Consider the following 22437-nt stretch of genomic DNA (forward strand, 5'->3'; position numbering starts at 1 on the left):
AGCTAGATTATGTTAGAAACAATCTCACAAAATATCCGTTCGCTCGGCTCTGTACTTGGTAAAACCATTGCCAACGACAAAGATCAGCGTTGGTTAGACAATATTGAGCGAGTAAGACTGTTAGCCAAAGATGGTGTGGCTAATGAAGCTTACGCAATTGATGAACTTAAAACCTTATTTCAATCTTGTGATGAACAAGATCTATTAATTTATTCTCGTGCTTTTAGCCAATTTTTGAACTTAGCTAATATTGCAGAGCAACAGCATACAACTAGCGAACAAGGCTTAGCAGAGCTTGATTTACCGCACCCGTTAGAGTCTTTGCAAGAACAACTCATGTTAGATAAATGTCAACCAGATGAATTTTTGGCGGCTATAAAAAAATTGCATATTGAATTGGTATTAACGGCGCATCCTACCGAAGTAAATCGTCGTACGTTTATTCATAAATACCATGAAATTGCCGAGCAACTGGAAGTAACTGGCCCTGAATTAAATGGTCGTATTGAAGAATTAATTGAGCAAGCTTGGAATACCAATGAAATCCGCCCTCAACGCCCTACTCCATTAGATGAATCACGTTGGGGTTTGAATGCAATCCGTGACAGCTTATGGTTTGCAGTTCCTACTTTTGTAAGAGAATTGGACGAGCTATGTCAGCAAGTATCTGGACAACCATTACCACTTGATGCCACTCCAATCACCATGGCAAGTTGGATGGCTGGAGACCGAGATGGCAATCCATTTGTCACGGCAGAGTTAAGTAAAAAAGCGATTTTAAACGCTAGATTACTAGCAGCTGAATTGTATCTATTAGACTTCCAAAACTTATATTTAGAATTATCTATGCATAAAGCCAGTGACGCTTTAATTAAAGCTGATACTGATAACATTGGTCCGTATAGAAACTTAATAAAACAAACTATTGGCAAGCTAGAGCGCAGCATAGCTTTACTTAAAGGTGGTGAGACCAAAGATGTTATTGCAAGCCCAGAAGAATTATTACAACCACTGACCGCTTGTTATGAAAGTTTATTAGACGTTGGTTTATCTCGTGCTGCAAATTCACTTTTACTGGATGTGATCCGTAAAGTACATTGCTTTGGTATTTCATTGGTAAAGCTTGATGTACGCCAGCACAGTGAATTTCATGATCAAACCATTGCTGACATTGTCGAAAGTCTTGGTTTAGGTGATTACTTATCTTGGAGTGAAGAAAAACGTTGTGAGTTTTTACAACAGGAGATCAGCAACCCAAGACCATTATTACCGAATAAAAAGTGGAGCGCTCAAACACAAGAAATACTTGATACTTTTAAGTTTATCGCCGAACAACCAAAAGAAGTATTAGGTATCTACATTATTTCAATGGCAAGCCAACAAAGTGATGTGCTTACTGTTAACTTGTTAATGAAAGCCACTGGTTTAACTTGGGATATGCCAATAGCACCTTTGTTTGAAACATTAGACGACTTAAACAACGCATCAAAAGTAATGGACTTGTTGTTAAATAATGCCGAATACACCAAACGTACTCATGGCGCACAACATGTGATGATAGGTTACAGCGACTCGGCAAAAGACGCTGGCGTATTAGCAGCAGCTTGGGGACAGTATCAAGCACAAGAATCTTTGGTTGCAGTGGCTAAACGTAATAAGATCACACTGAAATTATTCCATGGTCGTGGTGGTACAATTGGCCGCGGCGGCGGTCCTGCACATGCGGCAATTGCATCACAACCTCCAGGAACACTTGAAGGTGGATTACGAGTAACAGAGCAAGGTGAAACTATACGTTTTAAGTTTGGTTTGCCTAACTTAGCAGTACGCAGTCTACATTTATACGCCAGTGCCATTTTAGCTAATTTAGTTAAACCGCAACCGGCACCAAAAGCTGCGTGGCGGAAAATAATGGATGAAATGTCTGAACGTAGCTGCGCGGTTTATCGTGATTATGTTTGTGAGCAAGAAGACTTTGTTAAGTACTTCCGACAAGCAACGCCAGAACAAGAGCTTTCTTCTTTGCCATTAGGTTCGCGTCCAAGTAAACGTAAATCAGACGGTGGCATTGAATCACTGCGTGCTATTCCATGGATATTTTCTTGGAGCCAAAACCGTTTAGTGGTGCCTAGTTGGTTAGGATCAGGACAAGCTATTTCTGAGTATAACCAAACTCAAGGTGATGTAATTAAAGACATGTTAGATAACTGGGCGTATTTTAGAGCGCGTATATCACTGACAGAAATGGTGTATTTAAAATCCGATACAAACATTTCAAAAATGTACGATGAAAGCTTAGTTGAGCCAGGGTTACAGCCTATGGGCGATGCATTACGAGCACAGCTAACTAAAGATAAGAGCTTTATTTTACAGTTGCTTGGGCAAACGGAAACGTTAGAAAGTGATCAATGGAATCTAACTTCGTTTAACTTACGCAGACCGTATTTATTACCGCTGCATTTAATGCAAATAGAAGCGTTAAAACGTTTGCGTAAACAACCAGAGCATCCTGTATGTGAGCAGTTACTTATGGTAACCATGACAGGTATTGCAACAGGTATGCGTAATACGGGTTAGTTTACGAGTTTAAGCAAACACAAAAACAAATCAAAACGTAAAAAGCTAAGAGATAACTCTTAGCTTTTTTACATGCCTATTTCAATGCAAGGCAAAATGCGTTTTATTCAAAATAAATTAATCTAGTTTATTAATTTAGCCTGGCAATAACTCTTTAACTAATTCCCAACTAGTCACAAAGGTTTCCCCTTCCCACGTTTCAATGGTTAGCCAAACTTTATGCTCAGGCTTTAACGTCTCAGGCGCAATTCCATGTACTTCTTGTCCATGCTGACTACCATGTAAAATACCTTCATCATGCTTTTCCAGTTCAGCTAATGGCAATGCTTGCTCACCAATATTAAGATAAGCTTGTCGAATATCGGCAACCTTACCTTTGCTAAATATTAAGAAGAAATCTTTGGTGTAGTGACCACCATGTAAATATGGTTGTTTTAAATTATACGGCATAGGGGCTATTTCAAATGAGCCAATAGTTTGTTTCTGCCAAACATCAGGAAAAACAGGATTTAACGACTGATAAAGAAAAATAAAAGGCAGGATTAAAACCAGCCCATTAATTTTATATTTGTTGCGAGCAAAAAAACTATTTTTAAATTGAGCCATTAGCTTAATTCCTGTTTGTTATCTAGCGTTTCATCATCACTACTTCTAGCGGCTCTGATTGTTCTACCGCCCCACATCATAAAACCAGTTATAGACATACTGGTTAATAACACGCCGAATAAAAACCAAATTATTTTGGTCCAAATACCGCCAATCGTTCCGTAATGAAGTGGATTAGCAATATGCGATAAGGTTTGTAATGTGCTCATTTGATCTGGTTCACGCACGCTTTCTATATTGCCAGTCCAAGGGTTAACAGTAACGCCATAAGCGTATTGATCATAAAAGATAAAGTCACCTTCACCATACAGTTTATAGGTATCACGGTAATGCTCAGCCGGTAAAATATAAGTACTTTTGAAATCTGGGAACTTTTGTTTGGTGATCGCCAATGCATCAAGTAGTGATATTGGAGCTGTTGGTAACTCAAGTTTTGTATCCAATGATCTGGCTGGTAATTCTGCCATTGCAACTAATGGAGGATGCTCTTCAATCGTATAATCTGCATGCCATAAAACAGCCTGAACCAAATACCATAAGCCAGTAAAACTCATAACAATTAAAAACCAAATAGACCAAACACCTGCAAGTCTGTGCATGTCGGCTAATACAGTTTTTTTGCCTTGCTTAAAACGAATTTTAGGCTGAGTAAACGCTCGCCAGAATTTCTTATAAATTAACAAACCGGTTACTAACGCACCTAACATGACAAAAGCCATTAGGTTCACCAAGTAATACCCAATGCTGTAATTACTTTCCCATGGAAATAACAACCAACCATGCAAAGAACGCATAAAGTTAATAAAGGTCATGCCTTGGTTTATTTGTTGTATCTCACCTGTGTATTGATTCACATAAGCAATGGCATAAGGCTTATCACTGTCAGTAAAAATAACCGCATTAACTAAGTAATCTTCATAACTCATTGCCGTACTAACTTTAGCTGTCGGATAAGCCTTTTCTACAATAGAGATAAGCTCCGGCATGGTTTTTTCTGGAAGGTTATCTGGATTTAACGCGCGAGCAGCTGGATTTGTTAACCAAGTTAATTCATGGCTTATTACCGCTATTGTGCCAGTTAAGCAAACAACACAAAAAATTAACCACACAGGTAGTGAAAACCAACCATGTAGTTGAAACCAAAAACGATTACTTACCTTCGCCATGAATTACCCAATCTATATAAATTAAAAATGCCTAGCTAGCAATCATATCTCGCCATATAGCACCTCATCAAGATAATTCTAAATAAAAATCATTCCCATTAACTATACCACCTAGTAATGGGAATAATTCTCATTTACATTTGTTTTATTTTTAAATATACTCCTGAAAAATTTCTATTATGACTCAAATCTTCAAGATAACGATCTTGATAAAGGTAAACGTAAACATGAAAAACAATCATAACTTTGCACTTACAGCCCTCGTTTTAGCTATGGGGTTCCATTCACAAACTCAAGCTGCAGAGCAAGAACAACAAGCAAAAGCGACAGACAATGAAGTTGAACAAATTCTCATTGTTGGCAAACGTACTGACCGAGACAGTAAAGGTGCAACTGGCTTAACAATGGAGATCAGCGAAACTCCACAATCTATTAGTATGGTGACATCTGAGTTACTTGAAAATTACGCAGCTAACAGTATTAACGACGCACTAAAACTTGCTACAGGTATTACTGTCGTTCAAGGTGAAACAAACCGTACTAGTTATACTTCACGCGGCTTTGATATTAAAAGTACGCAAATTGATGGCGTTGGTATGCCAAACAGCTGGGGCCTTGTAACGGGTGCTATGGAAAGTTATGGATATGAAGAGATTGAAGTTATTCGTGGTGCTAATGGCCAGCTAACAGGTGTAGGTAACTCTTCAGGTACCATAAACTACGTACGTAAACGTCCAACTAACAAAAACGAAGGTGAAGTTGGTATAACTCTTGGCTCTTACAATGAGAAACGCTTACAAGCTGATTACTCTATGTTGCTTACAGACAGCGGTAGTTGGGCAGCACGAGTTGTAGCAGTAGTCGAAGATTCAGAGTCATACCTTGATATATTAGAAGATGATCGCACTTATATCTCCGCAGTTATTGATGGTCAAATAACTGATAACTCAACATTAACTTTTGGTGCTTCACATCAAGATGCAAATACCGATGGTAATATGTGGGGTGGGTTAGTTCTTAATTATGCTGACGGTACGCAAGCTGAATGGGATGTTAGCACAAACCCTGCTCAAGATTGGACCTCTTGGGATACTACAAACACGCAAACGTTTATTGAATATGTTTATGCATTTGATAATGATTGGGAAATCAAAACAACATACAACTTCCGTGATTCAGCAAATCAAGGGAAATTACTTTATGTTTATGATGCATATGGAGTATTCGATAGTGAAACTAATCTAGGACTAGTTAGCTGGCCGGGTCGATACGACGGTGAATTCACAGCTCATTTATTTGATTTAACTGCCAGTGGCGAATTTGACCTTTTAGGTAAAACTCATGAATTGACAATGGGTGTTAGCAACGCTAGTAGTGAAAGTCTTTCATTTACTAACGGTTACGATTATGCAACGACGCCAGCTTATGGTTTCACTCCTGCATTTCCATATGCCTCAAACGTAATACCTGAACCTGTATGGGGTGAAAGAACTAAATATGCAGATATAGACGTTACTCTTACACGTGGCTTTGCCTCTACTAAGTTAAATATTACTGACGAGTTGTTTTTGGTTGCTGGTTTTAACGCAATTAACTATAAACGAAATGGTACAAGTTCAGGCGTTGAAATAGATAACGATGAAAGCGAAATAAGCCCTTATATCGCAGCAACCTACGCGATTACTGATGACATTAATGTTTATGCTGGTTATTCAGATATATATCAACCACAAGAACAATATAACTACGATGGTGAGTTTTTAGATCCAAGTAAAGGCGTAAACTATGAACTTGGTGTTAAAACCCAGTGGTTTGACGATAGCTTACTTGCCACTTTTGCTATCTTTTCAGCAGAGCAACAAAACATAGCGGCTTATGCAGGATTAAATGCAGATCTACAGTATTATTATAAAGGTACTAATGTCGACTCAAGCGGCTTTGAAATGGAAGTTAGTGGTAACATTACTGACAACCTAAACGTATTGTTCGCTTATACATTATTAGACATAGAAGATGCAGCTGGGGAAAGTACTAACCCATGGGTTGCCACTGATGTTATTAACTTTTCGTTAGGTTATACATTACCAAGCTTACCAGAAGTTAATGTTGGCTTTGGTGGTAAATGGCAATCAGAAACTGAAAATGCAATTAATGGGGTAACACAAGATGCGTATATGCTAGTAAACGCATTTGCTCGTTGGGAGTTATCTGAACAGCTTACTTTACAAGCTAATATAGACAATGTGACTGATGAAAAATACATAACATCATTAGAAAATGTTGGTTTCTATGGCGCTCCAGTAAACGGTAGTGTTAGCGTATCTTATAGCTTTTAATTTTGAGTTGTAAATAGTAAACAAAAACACGCTAAACCTTATTACTAAAGTTTAGCGTGTTTTTTAGTTGCATTGGTTAAAAAGTCGTCCTTCATAAAACTTTACTGATTAATAGTTTCCCTACTAATAACAAACATCATCCTTGTTTGTGTAGCATATTTCCTTTTAACAACACTTCCGCTTTTGCTCCTAAATACACATAAATACCTAAGCCAATTAATAAACCGGCTGATGCTGCCATCATAGCTACCGCATTCACCAAATACTGAGGTGAGCCTAATACAGACTTAAACATTAATAACAGCGCTTCTATCGAGATAGCGATTAAAATTGTTGCCATAAAACGGGTGATGGTTCTGCGCGTAGAACTGTGTCTAAATATGTCTTTTTGCATTAAAACTTCTTCTTCCATGGTCGTTTTACCTAGGTCGAATATCGCTAATGCAAGAGTTAAAAATATAATAATGCCAAAGGGTTTGGATTGCAGACCTTCAATGCTGGGATCGAGTAATAAACTCACAATCTCATTGCCAGCAGAGTATAAAAGAATCCCAACAATTAAGAAAAGACCAATCACAATACAAGAATAAACACTGATAAAAAATGGCTGAAAACGCTTACGCTTATTATCACCCATTAAAAATTCAATCGCATGAGCAAGATCAATATCAAGCACTAATATTCCCACAATATCACCTGTTGCATCCACATGTTTAAGAGCAACAGAAATGCATAAGTTGTGACTAGATGTTGATAAATAAGGCTCAGTGACAACAACACCATCGTTTTCACTTTCACACACTTTTACATAATAAGGCCGGTAGGAGCGGTCAACACCTTTACCTAGTCCAAAACTTTTATGGTTTATAGACTTGTTTGAAATATTAGGGCTTAACTGCACACCTTGATTATCTAGAGTAAACATAAGATCAACAAAAGGATAATTTTGCTTAAGCCATTTCATTGATGCTATTAGGCTATCCTCCTCAGTAAAAAATGTCTTATCAAATGCGCCAGCAATGATAGATGACATAAGCTCATGAATTGGCTCTTTATAATCTTGATATCTTTCAATAACGCTAATGTAATTCATAATGTTCCTTGTTATGTGGAGCTAGGAAAAATAATTAACTTTAAATATCAGTAATAACATTTACATAAGTCTATTTAATTACTTTATTTTCAACCTATTCAATAAATCATTGAGTAATTAATTGCGTTTAAAAACTCATCCATTTTGAAGTTTATGTTTTATTTATTATCAACAACTTAGGTAGACTTTAGATATTAAACAAACAAGTAAAGTGCAACTAATGAGTTAATAAATATCACTTTAATTAAATAAAATAATACTACCCGCTGAATGAGCCTGATAAATACAATTTCTTACACTTAATTTGTCTTGTTAACTATAGATTTCACCTCAGAATAATAATTTTCAATCCAACTATCCTGTTTAGTCGTGTTACATTAAACGTGTAAAAGCTTCAGATATAAACTATGAAAGCTTAACTATAAAAGGGAACATAAATGAAACTTAAAATAACAGCTCTTGCTATAGCCTTATCTTTGGGATTAAGTGCTTGTGGAAACAGTGAAACAGCAACCTCAAAAACTGAAACTGAAACTGAAACTCAAAGTGTTAGCACAGAAGCTCAATCAGAATCAGAAAAAGCAAATAAAATGTTTGATGATATATTTATGGAAGGCGTTATGCGCTCCCCTATTTATCAAACTTATATGGCGATAAAAAAAGATTACGGTAAATGGGATGACATCTCAGAAGCTCGAGAATTAGAAGATCTTGAATTTGCAAAAGCCAATCTTGAAAAGCTACAAACATTAGATGTGGAAGAATTAGACTCACAAACGGCATTAAGCTATAAATTGTTTGAACAACAATTAGAAGACGAGATTGCTGACTATAAATGGCGTAACCATAACTACCCAGTAAACCAAATGTTTGGCTTACACTCTATGGTGCCTTCTTTATTAATTAACCAACATTCAATCTCTTCAGAGTCTGACGCTCTTGCTTACATTAGCCGTTTAAATGGCGTTCAAGCATTATTAGCTGAATTAGAAAACGGACTAAACAAACGTGCGGAGCTTGGTATTTTAGCGCCTAAGTTTGTATATCCTTATGTTATATCTGACAGCGAAAATCTATTAAATGGTGCACCATTTACTAATGGTGATGACAGTACTTTATTAGCCGATTTCAAAGGTAAAGTTAATAAATTAGAATTAGATTCAGACAAAAAAGCACTATTACTTGCTAATGCAAAAAAAGCATTAATTAAGTCAGTTAAACCAGGTTACGAAAGCTTAATCGCTAATCTTAAAGAACTCGAAGCTAAAGCTGATGATCGTGACGGTGCATGGAAATTCCCAGAAGGTGAAGCGTTTTATAACAACGCACTTAAAAACACCACAACTACAAATATGACCGCGGATGAAATCCATAACGTTGGATTAAGTGAAGTTGCCAGAATTCATGATGAGATGCGCGCCATCATGAAGAAAGTTAAATTTGATGGTGACTTACAAGCATTCTTTGAATTTATGAGAACGGACAAACAGTTTTATTATCCAGACACTGAAGAAGGTAAAGCACGCTACCTGAGCGAAGCCGTTGCCTTAATTGAGAATATGAAGTCGCGTTTAGATGAACTATTTTTAGTAAAACCAAAAGCCGACTTAACTGTAAAAGCAGTTGAAGCATTCCGTGAAAAATCAGCTGGTAAAGCCTTTTATCAACAGCCTGCGCCAGACGGTTCACGTCCTGGTACTTATTACGCTAACTTATATCGTATGAGTGATATGCCAACATACCAAATGGAAGCACTTGCTTACCACGAAGGTATTCCTGGTCATCACATGCAAATTGCTATTGCGCAAGAGTTAGAAGGCATTCCAACATTCCGTAAATACGGCCGTTATACAGCATATGTTGAAGGTTGGGGCTTATACTCAGAAATGATCCCAAAAGAAATTGGCTTGTATGAAGACCCATATTCAGACTTTGGTCGTCTAGCAATGGAATTATGGCGCGCTTGTCGTTTAGTAGTTGATACTGGGATCCACGCTAAAAAATGGACTCGTCAACAAGGTATTGATTACTACGTAAACAACACACCAAACCCAGAAACAGATGCAATAAAAATGGTTGAACGTCACGTTGTAATGCCATCACAAGCAACTGCATATAAAGTAGGTATGTTAAAAATCGTAGAACTACGTGAAGCAGCAAAAGCGAAACTAGGCGACAAATTCAGCTTACCTGAGTTCCACGACGTGGTCCTAAAAGACGGCGCTGTACCACTTAGCGTACTAGAAGACTTAGTTAACGAGTGGGTTGCTTCTAAAGCATAAGCTTCTAGAAAACATTCTGAACGTTAAAACAAAAATGGAGTCTAATAAGACTCCATTTTTATTTTAGAAACCTAAACTGCAATAGAGTTTAAAGTGCCAGAGTTAAGTACATACACTTTTCTGCCCTACTAATTGTTTCTTATCTGTGTGACAACACTACTCTAATTATTATAGGTAAGTGTTAAATTTACTCGCTGTTTTTTTAGAGTATTGCATTGGCAATACCTTAAATTAACAAACTAAATTATTGAATTAGAATTAAAAGCAATAAAACTGCTGTTAAATTATGAGTTGCATGAGCAATAAAGCTTACTAAAAAATTATTTGTTTTAAGCTTTAAGTAGACGTAGATAAATACTCCAGGCAGCATTAAAGCTACAGACTCATACGTCGAGTTTATAGTAAAATTGTGTAAGTGAAGTGAAATAAATAAACTGGATGTTAGTAAAATTGCTACTTTATTCCCTAGAGCTCTTTTAACATCGTCAAAAAGAATACCTCTAAATAAAAACTCTTCTAAAAGCGGCATAAGTAATATAACTAATATCAAAGTTTCTATAAAACTTTTCATATCAGTGAATTCAGAGTTTTCTATAGCATGATCGAGAATGAAGTACTTTGTATAAAACTTGATACATCCATACATAAGGCCGAAAATAAACGCATAACTTATCCATTTATTTGTAACGTCACTAAAGTCTAATATTTTATGTCTTGATAAAAGTGTAACCAACACCCCTATTACGCATGAAAAAACCAAACTAACTAACTCAATTCCTTTTAAAAAAGGAATTTGAAGACAAATAGCAAAGCTAACCAAAACACTTAAAATAAAAGCAATACTTCTCATTATAAATCAGCCCTTTGACCTAGAAAATGAACCTAAAAAACTCAATTTAATTATTGAATCTTTACTTAAACTTAAATGCTCTTGCTAAACCTAGATAACTCTTGCCAACTACTGCTTTTATACTCGTTCGTATAACCTTCTAATGATTTCCACAAAGTATCACGATTAAACATATAACTTGCTTGATAACCTTTAGCTAGACTAGCCAGAGGATAATGAGACCACGATTTACCGACTCTTTTTGAGGTAGCCTCTAATAGAAAGGCTTGAGAGTTTTTGAACGCAACCACCCAAGCATGTCCTCCGCCTTCATACTTACCGATAGCAACACGTGCATCTACACCTTCGGAAATAAGCCAATCGGCTAATGCAATCGCATGATCTTCACAGTCACCACGTAAGCTTTTAAACGCCTGAGCTGAATTTTGCCATAACTCTGAAAAGCCATACTGTTTTTGGTCTAATTGATAGCTTTTACGTTGCGCAATAACGTACAAAGGAAGCCAATCATTTTCAGCTTCAAAAGGCCGAATACCAACCAGGTAACTATTTACAAAATGATGATACTGATCCAATCCAAATGTAGTCATGGTCGCATCATTACCAAATGAATCTTTCCATATTAAAGACTGGTTTACGTGATGTTGGAAACTAGTTTGTTGCCGGATAGCCTCCTGCATGTCATATTCTGATAAAGAGAATCCATCAGATAAATAGGTAACGACGCCTTGCTGATTGTTACTCGAAGCAAATGATAAAGGTATATTTTTTGCGGCAATTTCGGCTTGGAATAGCAGTTCAGTATCAAATTTTGATTTTGGTTTTTCTAAAAAAGATATAATCAGAAATGCCCCAAAAAATACAATGACACTGATATATTTCATGCTAAGACTTTAAGCCAAAACTAATTATAATAGCGACAAATATCAATATTGTAGAAGCAAAAATAGCAACAGCAATATTATTGTTTTTCAACTCTTGCTGAATATCGACATCTTTTAATAATTTCTTATCGATTAATACCAGCGCGAATACAGCGATGAATAACGATATAATTGTATAACTTAGATTAATGATCAAATTTACAAAACTTGCAGATATAAAACTAAATTCCATGTATCACTTCCTTTAAGGACTAAAATAAAAATCACATTAATTCAATACTTTACTAATTACAATTATTAACGCCCTGAATTCAAGCCTTAATGTTCTGTATGTTATATTCAAAAAATTAAACTATAAAACATGCGATATTGAAGAAATATAAGAAGGCTTAATTTGTTTTTTCTGGATGTTTTGCCACTATCTTTTGGTAATGAGCTCGTACAAACTCCATAGAATCGTCCAAGTTATCCACTTCAATACCTTGGCCAAAATGCATTTCTTTATTGCCATAATCCCAAGTCACTAAATACACAGGCACATTTGCTTCTTGCGCTATGCGTAAAAAACCATTTTTCCACTTGGGTACATAATTACGAGTGCCTTCTGGAGCAAGGGCAAAAACCATAGATTCAGAATTATCAAACTCATTTACTATTTGACCTACAAATCCACCAGCTTGTTTACGATTAATTGCGATACCTCCTAAACCAAGCAGTAATGGCTTAATCGGCCAAATAAATATTTGATGCTTTCCACCCCAATTCAACTTAACGTCCAGGGCTAACAAAGTGAACATGCCAATAAAGAAATCCCAATTGGAAGTGTGTGGCGCAATACAAATAACGCATTTTTTATCCGCCGGGAATTCACCGGTAATGTTCCAGCCTAATAAACCCAACATGCTACGACCAAACCAACGAGTAAATCGATTCCCCAACCTTGAATGATGAGGTTGTAACTCTGGAACTTTCATTTTGTCAGGTTTTACTTCTGTCGAATCCATTAACAAATATTTCACTTTTACAAATATAATCTTTTTATTCTACATAAGCTGACATAATCACGCTACACATATGAAACCCAAATTACTCATAAAAATCCATAGAAAAAAGATATAATAAACAATAGTAATATTATCTTTTCCCAAAACAATTCATCTTTTTTATAATTCATAAAATTTCCTTTTTTAATTAATAAATGGCTTATAAATAACGACATGTTAATAATTCCGATTAAAGGAACTAGGGGGTTATTGAATATAAATCACATTGCTAGAAACACAAGGAAGGTGTAAAGAAGGTTATGAAATATAGAACCACGTATTTAGAACATCAACTTATTTACAGTTGAGTTCAATTAACAATACAAATATTTAACTGATTTATAAAAGGTTAACTTAAGTATTTATTAAACCTAGACACTTCCTTCCAGTCTTTACCCATATATTCAATTTATTAATCGACCATCTTGTAATTGATAAACCTTATCAGCCATATTAATCGTTTCTTTCCTGTGGGCAATCATAATACGCGTCATTGATAAGTGCTGGATTTGCTCACTAATTTTAGCTTCATTATCTGTATCTAAATGACTTGTAGCTTCATCCATATATAAAATACTTGGTGATTGATAAAGTGCTCTTGCTAGTAATATACGCTGAAGTTGTCCACCAGAAAGGTTAGAACCCATATCACCCACTAAAGAGTTATATCCCATTGTCATTTTACCAATATCATCATGGATAGACGCTAACTGAGCGCATTGTTCTACTTTTGCAAAATCAGGCTGAGGATCAAAAAAGCTAATATTATCAGCAATAGAACCTGCTAATAACGTATCATCCTGCATAACGGCAGCAATCTGTTTACGGTAATTTTTTAAGCCAAGGTGAGTAATGTCTTTACCATCCAATAACACTTTGCCAGATGTTGGTTGTAATAAACCAAGCATGATCTTCATTAACGTTGTTTTACCCGCACCAGATGGGCCAGTAATAGCGATATAATCACCTGCGTTTAATGACAAATTAACATTCTGTAAAACCGCTGAATCTTCATCGCTGTAGGCAAAACATATATTTTCTAACGTTAACGCACCTTTGGAAGCACCATCTGTTATTTGTACAGATCCCTCCCTATTGGCTTCTTGATTAGTGAGCGCAATATCAGAAATACGGTCAAGGTGTAAACGCATCATTTTAAACTGAATAATTTGCTCTATTAAATTAGCAAACCGCTGCGTTAACTGCTGTTTATAAGCAATAAACGCCAACACCATACCCACAGTTAAACTGTTTCCCATCACCATGACTGCAGCAAAATAGATAACAAATACATTCTCTAAGCCAAAAAGAAGTTTGTTAAAGGACTCAAAACTTATGTTTAATCGGCCAAGTCTAATTTCAGCATTAATCACTTCCGCGTAGCGGTTTTGCCAAATACCTTGTCGCTGAGATTCATTACCAAATAGTTTTATGGTTTGCATACCACGGATATTTTCTAAAAAGCTAGACTGCTCTTTGGCTGAGCTTTGGATCATTTCCTCTGTTGCTTGATGTAATGGTCTGTATAAAACCAAACGCACAATCGTATATAAAGTTATTGCCCCTAAAACAATAGCGGTGAGTTTTAATGAATATAACGCCATCATGATTAATACTGTAATAGACATCACACCATCTACTAAGGTTTCCACAAAGCCTGTGGTTATCCGTTCACGAATTTGCGCAAGTGACCCAAAACGAGAAACAATGTCGCCCACATGACGTGACTCAAAATAATTCATTGGCAGTCGTAATAAATGCCTGAGTAAATTCACGCCCATTTGCATATTGAGCACGCTAGATAAACGCAAGATTAACCAACTACGTACCGCGTTAGTAATAGTGGAAATAATAACAATTAAACCAAAACCCATTGCTAACACAGTTAACAAAGGTTCATCAAAGCTGACTAAGACTTCATCCACCACCCACTGCATATAATACGGGGACATAAGGGCAAAAAGCTGTAATACCAAAGATAATGCCACCAGCTTAACCAGCCCAGACTTTAAGCCAGACATTGAACTCCACAATTGAGTGAACTTCATCCGTGCTTGTTCTTGTTTTACTTCAAATTTATTGGTGGGGGTTAACTCCAAACAGATACCAGTAAAGTGTTTACCAAATTCATCAGCACTTAAAGTACGTTTACCTACAGCGGGATCATTAATAGAAAAGGTAGATTTATCGCCTTTGCCAGAGACTTTAGTTAACACCACAAAGTGATTCATATCCCAGTGTAAAATACAGGGCGTCGCTAATTTATAGGCTTCATCTATTGGACACTGTAATGCACGACTGGCTAAACCAAGACTATCACCCACATCAATTAACTGTTGTAAGTTCATGCCTTTTAAGTTGGCAGAAAAGCGCTTACGCATAGCTGGCATATCAAGTTGATGACCATAAAAACTGGCCACCATCGCCATAGAAGCCAAACCACATTCTGCAATTTCGGCTTGCAAGATCAAAGGTACTGATTTCAAAGATGAGAAGTTTAAAATTGAGTTGTCGATAGTTGTACCCTCCATGCTCTTAATCCTTTAAGCCTTCTACTTAAAGGATTAAGATTACTACTTACGCCAGTGAATTAGTGAGATATTAATTTACCCTTTCCAAGCCAATATCTTCTTTTAAATTAACCTTAATGAGTCTTTCTAAGAGCACTCCAACTATAAATATGAAACGATCCATAAGCACAATCCTAAAATAGGCGGTAATACAAAATATTTAATTGATAATACCTTTTTACTTTCACGTAAATAATTATATATAAGAGGTCCTAGTAGTATTAATAAAAGTAAATTGAACAGCTCAATTTCGTAACCGTAAATGACACCTAAAAATGTTTGGCAAAGTAGGAATGTTAAACAAAAATTTAATACTACAGAGCCTACTTTCAAGTCTAATTGTTGCATAGGTTATTCTCCCAAATACGACACAGCAAAACTGTGTCGTTATTAGCTTAATAAAAGAAATGATTATTCCTCTTTCTTTTCATCTTTTTTATTATCTCTATTTGCTCTGTCACTTCCCCATTTATAACCTCCACCAACGAAGATAGGTAAAGTAATCCAGAACCAACCTCCTGAAACTAATTGTAATTCACCCAATGTTAATTCTTTCATAAGACCTCCTAAACTCTATTATTTTCATAACCAGCAACCGCAGCAGATCCAGCAGCAATTAGTAATGCAGCCATTTTTACTACGGGGTGAGGAGCTAACCTACAACAGTCTTTGCTATTTTTGTGATTTTTTTAACGGATCCTCCACCATTAACTTGCGTTGTTCCAGCATAATGTCAGCGTCGAATAACATGCCTTTTAAGTTGGCAGAAAATGCTTACGCATGGCGAGCATATCAAGTTGATGACCATAAAAACGCGACCATCGCCATAGAAGCCAAACCACATTCAGCAATTTCAGCTTGGAGGATCAAAGGAGCTGATTTTATGAATGAGAAATTAAGTTGCGGCTCTTGTGGTGACATAAAAACCTTTACTTATAAATAACAGCCATGCAAAAACGTTCAAACTGAATGAGATTAAAGTTTTTGTTCCTCAATTTCAATATTGAAAATACACGATTAAAATAAAGAAGCTTTCATATAAGTTAGTCTTTCTCATTGCCTTCCAATAAACTTAATAATTCGGCAAAACAATCTTTAATAAATAGATAATTTAATGAAAGTAATATAATTATAAATAAGTATGGTAATAGAGATGCCCCTGAATTAGTAAAAACAGAAATTATCAAGAAAAAAGAGATAACACTACAACCAATGACAGTGTAGAAAATAAAACTCTGTCTAATTTTTTTCATAAGCTTTTGTTCTTTATCGATATTAGCTTTATTCATGTATACAAACCTTTTATAACTTTGTGAGTAACTTGGAGGAATATATAATTATGCCCCCCAAGCTACATTAAAAAAATATAGTCACCTTAACAAGGCATAACCATTTTACAAATAAAGCTATTCTCTAGCACCTTCGCATTCATCTGAATTAACAAACGCATTGAAAGCACCAAATATTGCACCGACTAGAGAGGTAATACCACCACCTAAAGCACCTCCAATTGCACCTATTCCACCTTGCTCTACCATTTCATTGATACAACTTTGTCCACTATTTGGATTCGGGGTAGTCCACGGGTTATATGTACCACCATTAACTTCCTGAACTTCATTTACGTTTAATTCATGCATAATATATACTCCATGTTTCCGACATCACCTTTATATAAAGTTTGTCGGATTGTTAATTTGCTAACTTAATTATTTAAGTTAGCGGTTAATTTGGCTGGCTTTAGTTGTTTCGTTCAAAGTTGACTAAAGCTAGCCGCCCTATTTTCCATTAAAGGTCATAGTGATTAACGCTAGTCCCTTAGTTAGAAAATTCTTTTAAATTCTTTTATTTACATTTAATGATCTACAACCAATTACCCTCATTCATTTTTCACTGACTTTATTTTCACCTTGCTTAACTTTAACCAACGCGGCCTTTTAAGCTGTATATGGGTTCTAGTAACCATTCTATTAATGTGCGTTGTTCCAGCATGATGTCGGCGTCGAATAACATACCGCTTTTTAAATCAAACGCTTTGCCAAAGGCTTGGATTTGTTGTTGATTCAGCTTGGCTCTTAATCTATAAACAGGCTCTTGTAGTGCTATGGGCATTTGTCTTTCATTTGGCGTGATCAATGTTTGATCTATTTGTACAATTTGGCTTTTTACAAAACCAAAACGTTGATATGGGAAGGCATCAAAGCGTAAGCGTGTATTATTACCTTCCTCAATAAATCCAGCAGAGCGAGTGGGAAGTAATAGCTCAGCTATTAATTCTGAGTCTTCTGGCAAAATATGCAATATGGATTTAGCTTGAGTTAAGTTTTCACCTTCAAACACTTGAATGCCGGAGACAACACCACTTTGGCTCGCGGTAATCGTATATTTATGGCCGTTAGTGATTTGGGCTATCTGACTGGAAAATTCACTTTGTTGGCGTTTAAGATTATTGATTTTAAGAGCATATTGCTGAGGGGCATTTTTAATATTAAAGGTAACTTGGCTAAGTTCGTTTTGTTGTTGTATCAACAAACGATTGATATTTTGTTTCTCTTGTTTTGCAGCTAATAACTCTTGCTCTTGAGTGTCTTTTTCAAATTTAGACAAATGACCATTTTTACTTAAGGTATTTAAATGCTCTTGTTGTGCTAACAACAAGGTTAACTTTTCATCTGCCAAAGTTAACTGATTTGTTAATGCGCCTTGCTCATTTTTTAACGCTGAATAACGTTGTTTGAAATGGTTAACTTCTTGTTGTTGGAGTGTGTTGTGTTGGCTAATTTCGTCAAGGATCATTGACTGTTGATGTTCAACTTGTTCAATAAGTTGGTCACTTAAATCAATTCCTGTCGCATTTTTCTTTTGGATAATAATACTAACAAGCGGTTGGCCTTTTATTACTCTATCGCCCTCTTTTACCCAAAGCTTATCGACCACACCACCTTGTGTAGCGATGCTTTTAACCACACCTTTGCTTGGGACTAAAAAACCACGAACGGTTTCTTTACGGGAATATTCTGCGGTGAAAATAAATAACACAATTGCAGCAGCAATCGCGACTAGCGTGGCTACTGTTAGCTTAATTGATAATGGCTGTGCCAGAATAATCGCGCCAGTTAGACGTTCACTTTGTTGGGCTACAGCTTCCTTTCTGAATAGCGACATAACAAATTCCGATTAAAGGAACATTAGGTATTTTTAAATATAATCCAGATTTATATAAAAACAAGGAAGGTAATAAAGAATTTTATAAGCGTTTGGAATTAATAAAAAAATATATTAAATTAATTCCTAGTAGCAGCCATTTCAGCTTGAAGAATTAAAGGAGATATTTGGGTACAGTGATGTTCAGCTCTGTCATACTTAAAACAGACTATTAGCTACAAATCAACGCAATTACATGCTAAGTCACCATTGGTTCTATACCACTCATCATAATAAGCTTGTGTTAGTCTGCACTGTTTTTTTACTCTTTTACAATCAATAGAGCTATTCCCTCGTTGTCCAGCTTGAAATGTACAAGCACTCAAAAGGATAATACAGGTAACAACTATATATTTATTCATTCTCATTCCTATAGTTCAGATATATTTGACGATTAAGGAAGTCAAATACAAATATTAGTTCCTTAAATATTTATCTCACTTTTTATAAAGTTAACATATTGAATGGTATAACCATTAATATTTAACATTTAAAATCATACACTTGATATTTACTTTATTCAAACGCCCATAAATACATTTAAATTAACTCCTATTAACAGCAATTTTCCAGATACCCCCGAATTAACAAAATCCAAAAACCAGTGTTTGAATATTTAAGACAAAATAAACAAGCGTAACAACATGTACATGGACGTATTTCATAATCTAACCGAGCGCAGCGAACGTTCGATGTGTCGAGAATTTAAATGGTGCCTCGACCCGGAAAAATTTGTCTGGAACAAATTTTAACAGCCGCAGGCTGGCCGCAGGCTGGCCGCTTGCTGGCCGCTTGCTGGCCGCTTGCGGTGAAATACATGGACGTATTTCATAATCTAACCGAGCGCAGCGAGCGTTCGATGTGTCGAGAACTATCTTATTATTCCCCACGGCATATTGTGCGGACGATAGGTATACGAAAAATATTCAGAATATATAAGATTTGAATTTAATTATAAAACATGGGGAATATTAAGATGGTGCCTCGACCCGGAATCGAACCAGGGACACGAGGATTTTCAATCCTCTGCTCTACCGACTGAGCTATCGAGGCACATTAGATGTGCATGTTCTAAAAGAAATGGTGCCGACTGCCGGAGTCGAACTGGCGACCTACTGATTACAAGTCAGTTGCTCTACCAACTGAGCTAAGTCGGCACATGATCTTTTACAAGAACATCGTTAAATTTACACACTATTTACCGTTGGAAAGTAAATGGTGCCTCGACCCGGAATCGAACCAGGGACACGAGGATTTTCAATCCTCTGCTCTACCGACTGAGCTATCGAGGCAAATTTAACGGCTGCGAGGATAAATAATATCAAGGCAGATAGCAACTTAAATTTAACAAATAACCAACTTACTTTCACTGCTTGGTTGATAATCAAACAAACACCTTAAACCTAATTGTATTTTAACTTCTATTTCCATAATCCCGGTTATTTTAATATTTGCGTGAAGAGCTTGCGCTAAAAAATTCAATAGCATAATATCGCCTCGACTTGTCGGAGTGCCAACTACATTTTTGTAATGGCTGAGATCGCGAAAGCGGGATCCGTAGAACCTGATTCAGACTAATATCTGCGAAGGAAACAAGGGAATAAACACCAATCTTATTAAAGCTCGCACAGCGTAATCTTTAGTAGAATGGTCTTACAAACCTCCTGTATATCTACACTCCGTCTTTTGTGCTCAATTTTTTGAGCGAATTTACCAAAAGGCAGAAACCAATGACTAAACTTACTCGCCGCGAACGTCGCGCACAAGCCGAGCAATTTTTAACAAACTGTTCAAACCAACGTTTTCCAAATTCTAAAAAAGTATATATTGAAGGCAGCACTTACCCAATTAAAGTAGGTATGCGCGAAATTTCACTGGCCGACTCGTTTGTAGGCGGCACCCAAGAAAACCCAATACTAGAACCAAACCAACCTATTCGAGTTTACGACACGTCTGGACCTTATACCGACGAAGATACGCAAATTGACGTACACAAAGGCTTAGATAAGTTACGTGCTAGTTGGATTGAAGCCAGAGACGACACTGAAGTATTAGAAGGTGCAACCTCTGGTTACAGCCAACAGCGTTTGGCCGACGAAGGCTTAGATCATATTCGTTTTGAAAACCTACCTAAAGTACGCCGCGCTTTACCGGGCAAAAACGTTACTCAAATGCATTACGCTCGCAAAGGTATAATCACGCCAGAAATGGAATATATTGCCATTCGTGAAAACCTAAAGCTTCAACAACTGAATGACGAAATGTTAACGCAACAGCATGAAGGACAAAGCTTTGGTGCTAGCATACCGAAAGAAATCACCCCAGAGTTTGTGCGCGATGAAGTAGCCAGAGGCCGCGCTATTATTCCTTCTAATATTAATCACCCAGAAGCCGAGCCTATGATCATTGGCCGTAACTTTTTAATCAAAGTAAACGCCAACATAGGTAATTCAGCGGTATCTTCATCCATTGAAGAAGAAGTAGAAAAACTAGTTTGGTCTACCAAATGGGGCGCAGACACGGTAATGGATTTGTCTACCGGACGTTATATTCATGAAACCCGCGAATGGATTGTGCGTAACTCGCCAGTGCCAATTGGCACAGTGCCTATTTACCAAGCGTTAGAAAAAGTAAATGGCGTAGCCGAAGACTTAACTTGGGAGATATTCCGCGACACGTTAATAGAACAAGCCGAGCAAGGCGTTGATTACTTTACAATTCACGCTGGCGTATTACTCAGATATGTACCAATGACGGCAAAACGCGTTACGGGTATTGTCTCGCGTGGTGGTTCTATTATGGCGAAATGGTGTTTGTCGCACCACAAAGAAAACTTCCTTTACACGCACTTTGAAGACATTTGTGAGATTTGTAAAAAGTACGATGTGTCGTTTTCATTAGGTGATGGTTTAAGACCTGGTTCAGTAGCCGACGCCAACGACGAAGCCCAATTTAGTGAGTTGAGAACCTTAGGTGAATTAACCAAAATTGCGTGGCAACACGACGTACAAACCATTATTGAAGGGCCTGGTCATGTACCTTTACACATGATCAAAGAGAATATGGAGCAGCAATTAGAACATTGTGGCGAAGCGCCATTTTATACTTTAGGCCCATTAACCACCGACATAGCACCGGGTTACGATCATATAACTTCTGGTATTGGTGCCGCCAATATTGGTTGGTACGGTTGTGCCATGTTGTGTTACGTGACACCAAAAGAACATTTGGGTTTACCAAATAAAGAAGACGTTAAAGAAGGGTTGATCACCTACAAAATAGCGGCACATGCAGGCGATTTAGCCAAAGGCCATCCGGGGGCGCAAATCCGTGATAATGCTTTGTCTAAAGCGCGTTTTGAATTCCGCTGGCACGATCAATTTAACTTAAGTTTAGATCCTGAACGCGCACTTGAATATCACGACGAAACCCTACCGCAAGAGTCTGGCAAAGTAGCGCATTTTTGCTCTATGTGTGGCCCTAAATTCTGCTCTATGAAAATAAGCCAAGAAGTTAGAGATTACGCTGCTGACATGGAAGCTAATGGAGAGTCTATCTCTATTAAGCTGCTAGATGAAACCGTCAGTACCAATAAAGCTGAGTTAGAAAAGGCTGTGCAAAAAAAGGCAGAGCTAGAAAAAGCCGTGCTTGATGAAGCAAAAAAAGGTATGGCTGAAAAGTCCGCTGAATTTAAAGCCACTGGCAGTGAAATTTATCATCTAGCTAAATAACTATTGATTAGAACTTTAGGAAGTGAAGCTTTTATATAGCGTTTTATAAATAAGCGCGTTGTAAATAGCACTTAAAAATAGAGCTGGGGATAAAA

At 36.8% G+C, this 22437-nt stretch carries 17 protein-coding genes, 3 tRNA genes and 1 riboswitch; of the genes, 5 read left to right on the top strand and 15 right to left on the bottom strand.

The window, feature by feature from the left end:
* The first annotated feature begins 9 nt into the window (after positions 1 to 9).
* Positions 10 to 2577, top strand: a complete 2568-nt coding sequence (gene ppc, locus Q0940_RS04540; RefSeq protein WP_299264636.1) for a phosphoenolpyruvate carboxylase — start codon at positions 10 to 12, stop codon at positions 2575 to 2577.
* A gap of 135 nt (positions 2578 to 2712) precedes the next feature.
* Here the strand turns inward: ppc and Q0940_RS04545 are convergent, their stop codons facing one another.
* Positions 2713 to 3183: a hypothetical protein gene (locus tag Q0940_RS04545; protein ID WP_299264639.1), complete on the bottom strand. Its 471-nt coding sequence runs from the start codon at positions 3181 to 3183 to the stop codon at positions 2713 to 2715.
* Positions 3183 to 4349 (bottom strand): PepSY-associated TM helix domain-containing protein, encoded by a 1167-nt coding sequence (locus Q0940_RS04550; RefSeq protein WP_299264643.1) that lies wholly within the window; start codon positions 4347 to 4349, stop codon positions 3183 to 3185. The genes Q0940_RS04545 and Q0940_RS04550 overlap by 1 nt, the downstream gene beginning before the upstream one ends.
* A 227-nt stretch (positions 4350 to 4576) precedes the next feature.
* Between Q0940_RS04550 and Q0940_RS04555 the strand changes: the two genes are divergently transcribed.
* A complete protein-coding gene (locus Q0940_RS04555) occupies positions 4577 to 6685 on the top strand; it encodes a TonB-dependent siderophore receptor (RefSeq protein WP_299264646.1) in 2109 nt (702 codons plus the stop codon).
* Positions 6686 to 6821: 136 nt separating this feature from the next.
* On the opposite strand, the gene Q0940_RS04560 is transcribed toward Q0940_RS04555, so the two are convergent.
* The gene (locus Q0940_RS04560) at positions 6822 to 7778 is read right to left on the bottom strand and encodes a PDC sensor domain-containing protein (RefSeq protein WP_299264649.1); all 957 of its coding nucleotides are present in this window, start codon (positions 7776 to 7778) and stop codon (positions 6822 to 6824) included.
* Positions 7779 to 8215: 437 nt separating this feature from the next.
* Between Q0940_RS04560 and Q0940_RS04565 the strand changes: the two genes are divergently transcribed.
* The gene (locus Q0940_RS04565; RefSeq protein ID WP_299264652.1) at positions 8216 to 10060 is read left to right on the top strand and encodes a DUF885 domain-containing protein; all 1845 of its coding nucleotides are present in this window, start codon (positions 8216 to 8218) and stop codon (positions 10058 to 10060) included.
* A gap of 244 nt (positions 10061 to 10304) precedes the next feature.
* Here the strand turns inward: Q0940_RS04565 and Q0940_RS04570 are convergent, their stop codons facing one another.
* From Q0940_RS04570 to Q0940_RS04595, 6 genes are all read right to left on the bottom strand, one after another.
* Positions 10305 to 10910: a type II CAAX endopeptidase family protein gene (locus Q0940_RS04570; RefSeq protein WP_299264656.1), complete on the bottom strand. Its 606-nt coding sequence runs from the start codon at positions 10908 to 10910 to the stop codon at positions 10305 to 10307.
* A gap of 71 nt (positions 10911 to 10981) precedes the next feature.
* Positions 10982 to 11794, bottom strand: a complete 813-nt coding sequence (locus tag Q0940_RS04575; protein ID WP_299264659.1) for a hypothetical protein — start codon at positions 11792 to 11794, stop codon at positions 10982 to 10984.
* A 1-nt stretch (position 11795) separates the two neighbouring features.
* Entirely contained in the window at positions 11796 to 12026 is a 231-nt protein-coding gene (locus tag Q0940_RS04580) for a DUF350 domain-containing protein (protein ID WP_299264662.1), read from the bottom strand.
* A gap of 157 nt (positions 12027 to 12183) precedes the next feature.
* Positions 12184 to 12798, bottom strand: coding sequence for a 1-acyl-sn-glycerol-3-phosphate acyltransferase (locus tag Q0940_RS04585; protein ID WP_299264665.1), 615 nt, complete (start codon positions 12796 to 12798; stop codon positions 12184 to 12186).
* 443 nt (positions 12799 to 13241) lie between these two features.
* On the bottom strand, positions 13242 to 15368 hold the full coding sequence (locus Q0940_RS04590) for a peptidase domain-containing ABC transporter (RefSeq protein WP_299264668.1): 2127 nt from the start codon (positions 15366 to 15368) through the stop codon (positions 13242 to 13244).
* Between the two features lie 450 nt (positions 15369 to 15818).
* Positions 15819 to 15965 (bottom strand): hypothetical protein, encoded by a 147-nt coding sequence (locus tag Q0940_RS04595; protein ID WP_299264670.1) that lies wholly within the window; start codon positions 15963 to 15965, stop codon positions 15819 to 15821.
* A 190-nt stretch (positions 15966 to 16155) separates the two neighbouring features.
* On the opposite strand from Q0940_RS04595, the gene Q0940_RS04600 reads away from it, so the two are divergent.
* A complete protein-coding gene (locus tag Q0940_RS04600) occupies positions 16156 to 16350 on the top strand; it encodes a hypothetical protein (protein ID WP_299264672.1) in 195 nt (64 codons plus the stop codon).
* Between the two features lie 100 nt (positions 16351 to 16450).
* On the opposite strand, the gene Q0940_RS04605 is transcribed toward Q0940_RS04600, so the two are convergent.
* From Q0940_RS04605 to Q0940_RS04630, 6 genes are all read right to left on the bottom strand, one after another.
* On the bottom strand, positions 16451 to 16696 hold the full coding sequence (locus Q0940_RS04605; protein WP_299264674.1) for a hypothetical protein: 246 nt from the start codon (positions 16694 to 16696) through the stop codon (positions 16451 to 16453).
* A 117-nt stretch (positions 16697 to 16813) separates the two neighbouring features.
* The gene (locus Q0940_RS04610) at positions 16814 to 17047 is read right to left on the bottom strand and encodes a Blp family class II bacteriocin (protein WP_299264676.1); all 234 of its coding nucleotides are present in this window, start codon (positions 17045 to 17047) and stop codon (positions 16814 to 16816) included.
* 280 nt (positions 17048 to 17327) lie between these two features.
* On the bottom strand, positions 17328 to 18572 hold the full coding sequence (locus Q0940_RS04615) for an HlyD family efflux transporter periplasmic adaptor subunit (RefSeq protein WP_299264679.1): 1245 nt from the start codon (positions 18570 to 18572) through the stop codon (positions 17328 to 17330).
* A 1016-nt stretch (positions 18573 to 19588) separates the two neighbouring features.
* Positions 19589 to 19664 (bottom strand) — tRNA-Phe (locus Q0940_RS04620).
* Between the two features lie 28 nt (positions 19665 to 19692).
* Positions 19693 to 19768: transfer RNA gene (locus tag Q0940_RS04625), tRNA-Thr, on the bottom strand.
* A 59-nt stretch (positions 19769 to 19827) separates the two neighbouring features.
* Positions 19828 to 19903: transfer RNA gene (locus Q0940_RS04630), tRNA-Phe, on the bottom strand.
* 204 nt (positions 19904 to 20107) lie between these two features.
* Positions 20108 to 20220, top strand: a riboswitch (TPP riboswitch).
* 121 nt (positions 20221 to 20341) lie between these two features.
* On the opposite strand from Q0940_RS04630, the gene thiC reads away from it, so the two are divergent.
* On the top strand, positions 20342 to 22342 hold the full coding sequence (gene thiC / locus Q0940_RS04635) for a phosphomethylpyrimidine synthase ThiC (protein ID WP_299264681.1): 2001 nt from the start codon (positions 20342 to 20344) through the stop codon (positions 22340 to 22342).
* Positions 22343 to 22437 lie beyond the last annotated feature (95 nt).

This window comes from uncultured Psychrosphaera sp. (genome assembly GCF_947500655.1).
GTDB lineage: Bacteria > Pseudomonadota > Gammaproteobacteria > Enterobacterales > Alteromonadaceae > Psychrosphaera.

What these genes read in the sequence shown, in the direction of transcription:
- Q0940_RS04570 (WP_299264656.1), bottom strand. Translation starts at nt 10,910, where the DNA reads ATGAGAAGTATTGCTTTTATTTTAAGTGTTTTGGTTAGCTTTGCTATT.
- ppc (WP_299264636.1), top strand. Translation starts at nt 10, where the DNA reads ATGTTAGAAACAATCTCACAAAATATCCGTTCGCTCGGCTCTGTACTT.
- Q0940_RS04575 (WP_299264659.1), bottom strand. Translation starts at nt 11,794, where the DNA reads ATGAAATATATCAGTGTCATTGTATTTTTTGGGGCATTTCTGATTATA.
- Q0940_RS04565 (WP_299264652.1), top strand. Translation starts at nt 8,216, where the DNA reads ATGAAACTTAAAATAACAGCTCTTGCTATAGCCTTATCTTTGGGATTA.
- Q0940_RS04580 (WP_299264662.1), bottom strand. Translation starts at nt 12,026, where the DNA reads ATGGAATTTAGTTTTATATCTGCAAGTTTTGTAAATTTGATCATTAAT.
- thiC (WP_299264681.1), top strand. Translation starts at nt 20,342, where the DNA reads ATGACTAAACTTACTCGCCGCGAACGTCGCGCACAAGCCGAGCAATTT.
- Q0940_RS04590 (WP_299264668.1), bottom strand. Translation starts at nt 15,368, where the DNA reads ATGGAGGGTACAACTATCGACAACTCAATTTTAAACTTCTCATCTTTG.
- Q0940_RS04605 (WP_299264674.1), bottom strand. Translation starts at nt 16,696, where the DNA reads ATGAATAAAGCTAATATCGATAAAGAACAAAAGCTTATGAAAAAAATT.
- Q0940_RS04585 (WP_299264665.1), bottom strand. Translation starts at nt 12,798, where the DNA reads ATGGATTCGACAGAAGTAAAACCTGACAAAATGAAAGTTCCAGAGTTA.
- Q0940_RS04550 (WP_299264643.1), bottom strand. Translation starts at nt 4,349, where the DNA reads ATGGCGAAGGTAAGTAATCGTTTTTGGTTTCAACTACATGGTTGGTTT.
- Q0940_RS04555 (WP_299264646.1), top strand. Translation starts at nt 4,577, where the DNA reads ATGAAAAACAATCATAACTTTGCACTTACAGCCCTCGTTTTAGCTATG.
- Q0940_RS04610 (WP_299264676.1), bottom strand. Translation starts at nt 17,047, where the DNA reads ATGCATGAATTAAACGTAAATGAAGTTCAGGAAGTTAATGGTGGTACA.
- Q0940_RS04600 (WP_299264672.1), top strand. Translation starts at nt 16,156, where the DNA reads ATGCCTTTTAAGTTGGCAGAAAATGCTTACGCATGGCGAGCATATCAA.
- Q0940_RS04595 (WP_299264670.1), bottom strand. Translation starts at nt 15,965, where the DNA reads ATGAAAGAATTAACATTGGGTGAATTACAATTAGTTTCAGGAGGTTGG.
- Q0940_RS04545 (WP_299264639.1), bottom strand. Translation starts at nt 3,183, where the DNA reads ATGGCTCAATTTAAAAATAGTTTTTTTGCTCGCAACAAATATAAAATT.
- Q0940_RS04615 (WP_299264679.1), bottom strand. Translation starts at nt 18,572, where the DNA reads ATGTCGCTATTCAGAAAGGAAGCTGTAGCCCAACAAAGTGAACGTCTA.
- Q0940_RS04560 (WP_299264649.1), bottom strand. Translation starts at nt 7,778, where the DNA reads ATGAATTACATTAGCGTTATTGAAAGATATCAAGATTATAAAGAGCCA.